General features: G+C 47.9%; 4 protein-coding genes. All 4 read left to right on the forward strand.

The genetic code is table 11. From position 1 onward, the window contains the following. On the forward strand, positions 1-954 hold a 954-nt coding region (gene thrS / locus ENN47_09460; protein ID HDP78389.1), incomplete at its 5' end, for a threonine--tRNA ligase. Between the two features lie 63 nt (positions 955-1017). Continuing rightward, positions 1018-2766, forward strand: a complete 1749-nt coding sequence (ade, locus tag ENN47_09465) for an adenine deaminase (GenBank protein HDP78390.1) — start codon at positions 1018-1020, stop codon at positions 2764-2766. Continuing rightward, positions 2759-5065 (forward strand): xanthine dehydrogenase, encoded by a 2307-nt coding sequence (locus tag ENN47_09470; GenBank protein ID HDP78391.1) that lies wholly within the window; start codon positions 2759-2761, stop codon positions 5063-5065. Before ade ends, ENN47_09470 begins: the two co-directional genes overlap by 8 nt. A gap of 32 nt (positions 5066-5097) precedes the next feature. Beyond that, a partial coding sequence (locus ENN47_09475) for a pyridoxal-phosphate dependent enzyme (GenBank protein HDP78392.1) occupies positions 5098-5748 on the forward strand: 651 nt, incomplete at its 3' end.

The following is a 5748-nucleotide window of genomic DNA, read 5'->3' on the forward strand; positions in this document are numbered from 1 at the left end:
CAGCAGTTTGCGGTAAAGCCAATGAATTGTCCCGGTCATATCATAGTCTACAAGTCCTCGTCTGTGAGCTACAGAGATCTTCCGATGAAGCTATTCGAGTTCGGAAAGGTCCACAGATACGAACGTTCCGGTGTTCTGCACGGTCTGTTCAGAGTAAGGGGATTCGTTCAGGACGATGCTCACATTTTCTGTACCAGAGAACAGATACAGCAGGAGATCATGGGAGTAATCGACTTTGTACAGAAGATATATTCTCCTTTCAATTTCGAGTACAGGGCTGAGCTTTCAACGAGGCCTGAAGATTACATGGGCGAAGTGGAGCTCTGGGATATAGCTACAAAGGCGCTTGAAGATTCTCTGAAGGCAAAGAATATGGAGTTCAAGGTCAATGAAGGTGACGGTGCCTTCTACGGTCCGAAGATCGATTATCACATAAAGGATTCGCTCGGGAGAGAATGGCAGTGTGCGACCATTCAGCTGGATTTCATGATGCCGGAACGATTTGGGATCAAGTATATCGGTCCCGACAACGACGAGTATCAGCCGGTTATGATTCACAGAGCCATCTACGGTTCAGTTGAGAGATTCATGGGAATACTCATCGAGCACTTCGCAGGAGCCTTTCCGACTTGGTTTGCTCCGACCCAGATTGCAGTCATCCCCATTGCCGACAGACACATCGAATACGCTGAGTCAGTCGCTTCTGAACTGAAGAACAAGGGGTTCAGAGTCGAGGTTGATGACAGGCAGAAATCCACAAATTACAAAATTCGAGACGCGCAGATGCTCAAAGTGCCTTATATGTTGATAGTCGGTGATAGAGAAAGTGAGCGCGGCACCGTATCGGTAAGACTGCGAAGTGAAAAAGATCTTGGATCAGTTGAACTCGACGCGTTTATCGAGAAGCTCTCTGAAGAGATCAGGACTAGAAGAGCCACGAGTATTTTTGAATGATGGAGAGACCCCTGCAATGCGGGGGTCTTGTTTTCCTATCCGAGAACTCCTCGAAAGGAGGCGATTGGCACGAATATCATTGATATTATTCCGGTAGCGCGGGGTGATAAGCCGGCCGACGTTCTGCTGAAGAATTGCAAAGTGGTCAATGTTTTCAGTGGCGAGGTTGAAGAAGCGAATCTTGCTCTTTTCAGGAAGAGAATAGCCGGAATTGGCGATTACGAAGAAGGAGTGGAGGTCATCGACCTCGAAGGTTCGTACGTAGTACCTGGCCTTATTGACGCCCATCTGCACATAGAATCATCTATGGTATCGCCCGTCGAATTCTCCAAGACGATTCTTGCACGAGGAACCACGACAGCGATAGCAGATCCTCACGAAATAGCAAATGTCATGGGCCTCGCCGGAATAGAGTATATGATAAGGTCGACGGAGGGAGTTCCCGTTAATCTATACATAATGATTCCTTCTGCGGTACCCGCTTCCACCATGGAAACGTCTGGAGCGACCATCAGTGTCATGGATATGATAGGGTTCGTTGAGAAATTTCAAAACAGGGTCCTTGGTCTGGGCGAAGTGATGAACTTTCCCGATATCATCAATGGCGATCGAGACTCAATAGCAAAGATTGAACTGATTCGGCATAAATACAAGAAGATAGACGGACACATACCCGGAGTTCTCGGGAAGCCCCTCAATGCATATATATGCGCATTTGTCAGGTCTGAACACGAGTGTACATACGTCGAGGAAGCTCGCGAAAAACTTGCAAGAGGAATGCAGATTCTAATTAGGGAAGGCAGTGTCGAGAGAAACCTCGTCCCGCTTCTTCCACTAATAAATGACAAGACCTATCCATTCGTCTCTTTCTGTACTGACGACAAGCACCCTGACGACATCATAAGGGAGGGTCACATCGACCACAATGTTAGAAAGGCCATTAAACATGGCATTGAGCCAATAATTGCGATAAGGGCGGCAACCATAAATACTGCAAGACATTATAATCTCAGGTCTATGGGAGCAATTGCGCCCGGATATAAGGCGGATCTTGTTGTGGTCGAAGATCTGAAGTCCTTCAGTCCAAGAATGGTCTTCAAGGACTCGAAGGTTGTCGCGAGAGACGGCAGACTAGTGGCTGATGTCATCTCCAGGAGCTTCCCTCAGGAGAAGACCAACACATTCAAGTGCAAAAAAATCAGTGAGAATGATCTCAAAGTAGTGGCTGAAGGAAGGAAAATAAGAGTTATCGAGCTTCTGGGAAGCGAAGTCTTGACGGGAGGGTCAGTTTCAGAGGCAAGAGTTCAAGACAGTTTCGTGGTCAGTGACCCATCGCGAGATATATTGAAGCTTGCGGCAATCTGTCGTTACAGTGAAGAAAAATCTATGTCAGTCGCATTTGCAAAGGGTTCAGGCTTGAAAAAGGGAGCTGTGGCCACTTCGGTGGGTCATGATTCGCACAATTTGGGCGTGCTTGGGGTGAGTGATTCCGATATGGTCTTCGCTGCCAACAGGATCATTGAAATGGGCGGAGGTCTTGTGGCCGTAGTTGACGGAAAGATTATATCTGAGCTGCCGCTGAAGATAGCCGGCCTCATGTCTGACCTCACGAGTAGAGAAGTTGCAGAGAGGTTGGTTGAACTGAAAGAAGCGGCAAAATCAATGGGAAGCAATCTACCAGATCTTTTCATGACCCTGTCATTTGTTCAGCTCTCAGTTATACCGAAATTGAAGTTGACTAATCTCGGCCTGGTTGATGTCGAGAAGAACGACTTTGTGCCGCTTTTCGTTGAGGAGGGTGAAGATGTCTGATTCACAAGAGAGAGTTGTCGGCAGAAGAATCAAGAGGGTAGATGCCCTGGAGAAGGTCGATGGCCGGGCTAAATTCGCTGCCGATGTTTCTTTTGACAGACAGGTTTACTGTGCTCTGGTCATTGCGAAGAAAGCTCACGGAATTCTAAAGTCGATTGACGCTTCAGCTGCCATAAGGCTCCCCGGTATCGAAGGGGTCTTCACCTGGAAGGATATTCCCGGCGAGAACCAGCTTGGCGATGTCATAAAGGATATGCCTTGTCTTGTGAAGGAAGGAGAGAAGATCAGGTTTTACGGTGACGTGGTGGCGGTAGTTGCTGCGAAGGATAAGAAAACGGCCGAAGAAGCCGCGGATCTTGTGAAGGTAGAGGTCGAAGAGCTCCGGCCGGTACTGACAATAGAAGATGCCTTGAAGGACGAGGTTCTTGTGCATGGGAAGCCAAACATCGGAGTCTCAAAGAAAATTCGAAAAGGAAATGCATCTGGATATTTCGAGAACTCTGAACATGTTTTTGAAGGAGAGTTCTATGCGCACTATCAGGAGCAGGCATACATGGAGACCCAGGGAGTAACAGTAGTGCCGGATATTGACTACGGTTTTACGGTCTACGGTACCATGCAGTGCCCTTACTATGTGCAGGGAGCGCTTTCGCATGTTCTGGGGCTTCCAATGAGCAGGATCAGAGTGATTCAAACCGAAACGGGCGGAGCTTTTGGAGGTAAGGAAGATGTTCCCTCTTACGTCGCCGCTTACGCAGCAGTTGCCTCCTACAATCTCAAAAGGCCTGCGAAACTTATATATTCTAGAGAGATCGATATCCAGACAACCTCAAAGCGCCATCCAGTTAAGTCTTACTATAAAGTTGCGCTTGAAGGAAAGAAAATCAAGGCAATGCAGATTAAGGCCTATATGGATATGGGAGCATATGCCACACTCACACCAATCGTCATGTTTAGGACACTTGTACATGCAGCGGGAGCTTACGAGATTGAGAATGTCGATGTCGATGTTTACGCCGTATACACCAACAAGATTCCGCCCGGAGCTTTCAGGGGTTTTGGATCGCCGCAGGTTCTCTTTGCTGTCGAAAGTATGCTTGATGACATAGCTTTTCAAATGGGGTTCGATCCCATGGAGTTCAGGGAAATCAATACGCTTAAGAGAGGATCGAGAACTTCTACAGATCATCTTCTGCTTAACAGTGTCGGAGCACCGGAGACTCTGTCGAGAGTCAAGAAGGCTTCGAATTGGCAGAGACTGGTGGCAGAGACGGAGCGGTTCAACGAGGAAAACGATGATTTCAAGAGGGGTGTGGGAGTTTCTCACATCTTCTACGGGGTGAGTCTTGGCGCCGGCGGACAGGTTCTTGACAAGTCCGGCGCGCACGTTCTGATAAATAGAGACGGGTCGGTGGAAGTAAGAATCGGTGGAACGGAGATGGGACAGGGGGCAAAGACCGTAATCGCGATAATGGCTGCCGAAGAGCTGGGTCAGAGTATAGAAAAAATCCTTGTCCATCAGCCAGACACTGCCTTTGTCCCGGACAGTGGACCGACGGTAGCCTCCAGAACTACGATCTACTCAGGGAACGCGGTAAGAAGCGCCTGTATTGCTTTGCGAGAGAAATTGATTGGCGTATTCTGCGAAATAACAGGAAGCAGCCGCGCCGGCGTGAAGTTTGAAAGCGGCTATGTATATGATGACGGCGGAAAGAGAATGAGATTCGATGAAATAGTCGAAGAGGCTTACAAGAGGAATTTCAAGTTGTTTGAGACAGGTTGGTATGAGACTCCCAAATTGAGTTTTGACATGGAAAACGGGATAGGGGAGGCTTACGTAACTTACTCTTATGCGAGTCAGGTTGTACAGGTCGAAGTCGATCTAGCAACGGGCTCTACCAAAGTTTTGAAGGCTTTCACAGCTCATGACGTGGGAAAGTCAGTAAATCCTGAAGGAGTTATAGGTCAGATACAGGGAGGATTCGCTCAGGGAATGGGGTACGCAATATATGAAGATCTGAAGCATAGAGATGGCAGAATCATCTCCGACAACTTCAACACATACATTATCCCAACTGTCCATGAGGTTCCCTCTGAGCTTGTTATTGATGTTGTGGAGGATCCCTTCCCGGAAGGGCCGTACGGCGCGAAGGGAATTGGCGAACCATCGCTCATGCCGGTTCCTGCTTCGGTAGCCAATGCCGTTTCCATGGCAATTGGAAAGCGGGTGAGAAGAATACCCGTGACTCCTGAGTATGTGCTGAGCCTAATCGAAGGAAATTCGAGTAATTCAGTATAGAGTATAGATGGTGTTTGACAAGGAGGATTAACATGGGTAAGTATGTGCTTGGTCCAACGTTCGAGGAAATGCTCCATCCAGAGAAGATCGACAGAAAAACGAGAGAGCTCGCCTGGAAGATGAGGGAGGAAGATCCTCTGGATCCGATAAATCTCTACAACATCTCCTGGAGAGACATCGATAACAGGATCTACTATTTCGTTCTTCCGAAGGAATTCACTGGAGTCGATGCGAATATTGTCGTTCTGTATGGGAAGGATTTCCCGACGGGCAGCCACAAGGTGGGGGCGACTTATTCGATTTTGATGGAAAAGGTTTTGAGAGGTGAAGTGGATCCAACTTACCACACATTGGTCTGGCCTTCAACTGGCAACTATGGAATCGGAGGCGCATGGGTCGGATGCAGAATGAAGTTCGATTCCGTAGTCATTCTTCCCGAAGAGATGTCCTCTGAGAGATTCGACATAATTAGAGAGTATGGTGCGAGAGTTATAGCAACCCCTGGTTGTGAGTCGAACGTGAAGGAGATCTACGACAAAGCAAAGGAATTAAAGGCAGCTGATCCAGAAAAAGTGCGTGTTCTCAATCAGTTTGACGAGCTAGGAAATTACAGATTTCATTATTATGTGACAGGAAACACGATTCTGGAGATGATGGACGAACTCAGGCTCGGTAACGGCAGG

The organism is Mesotoga infera (assembly GCA_011045915.1).
Classification (GTDB): domain Bacteria; phylum Thermotogota; class Thermotogae; order Petrotogales; family Kosmotogaceae; genus Mesotoga; species Mesotoga infera_D.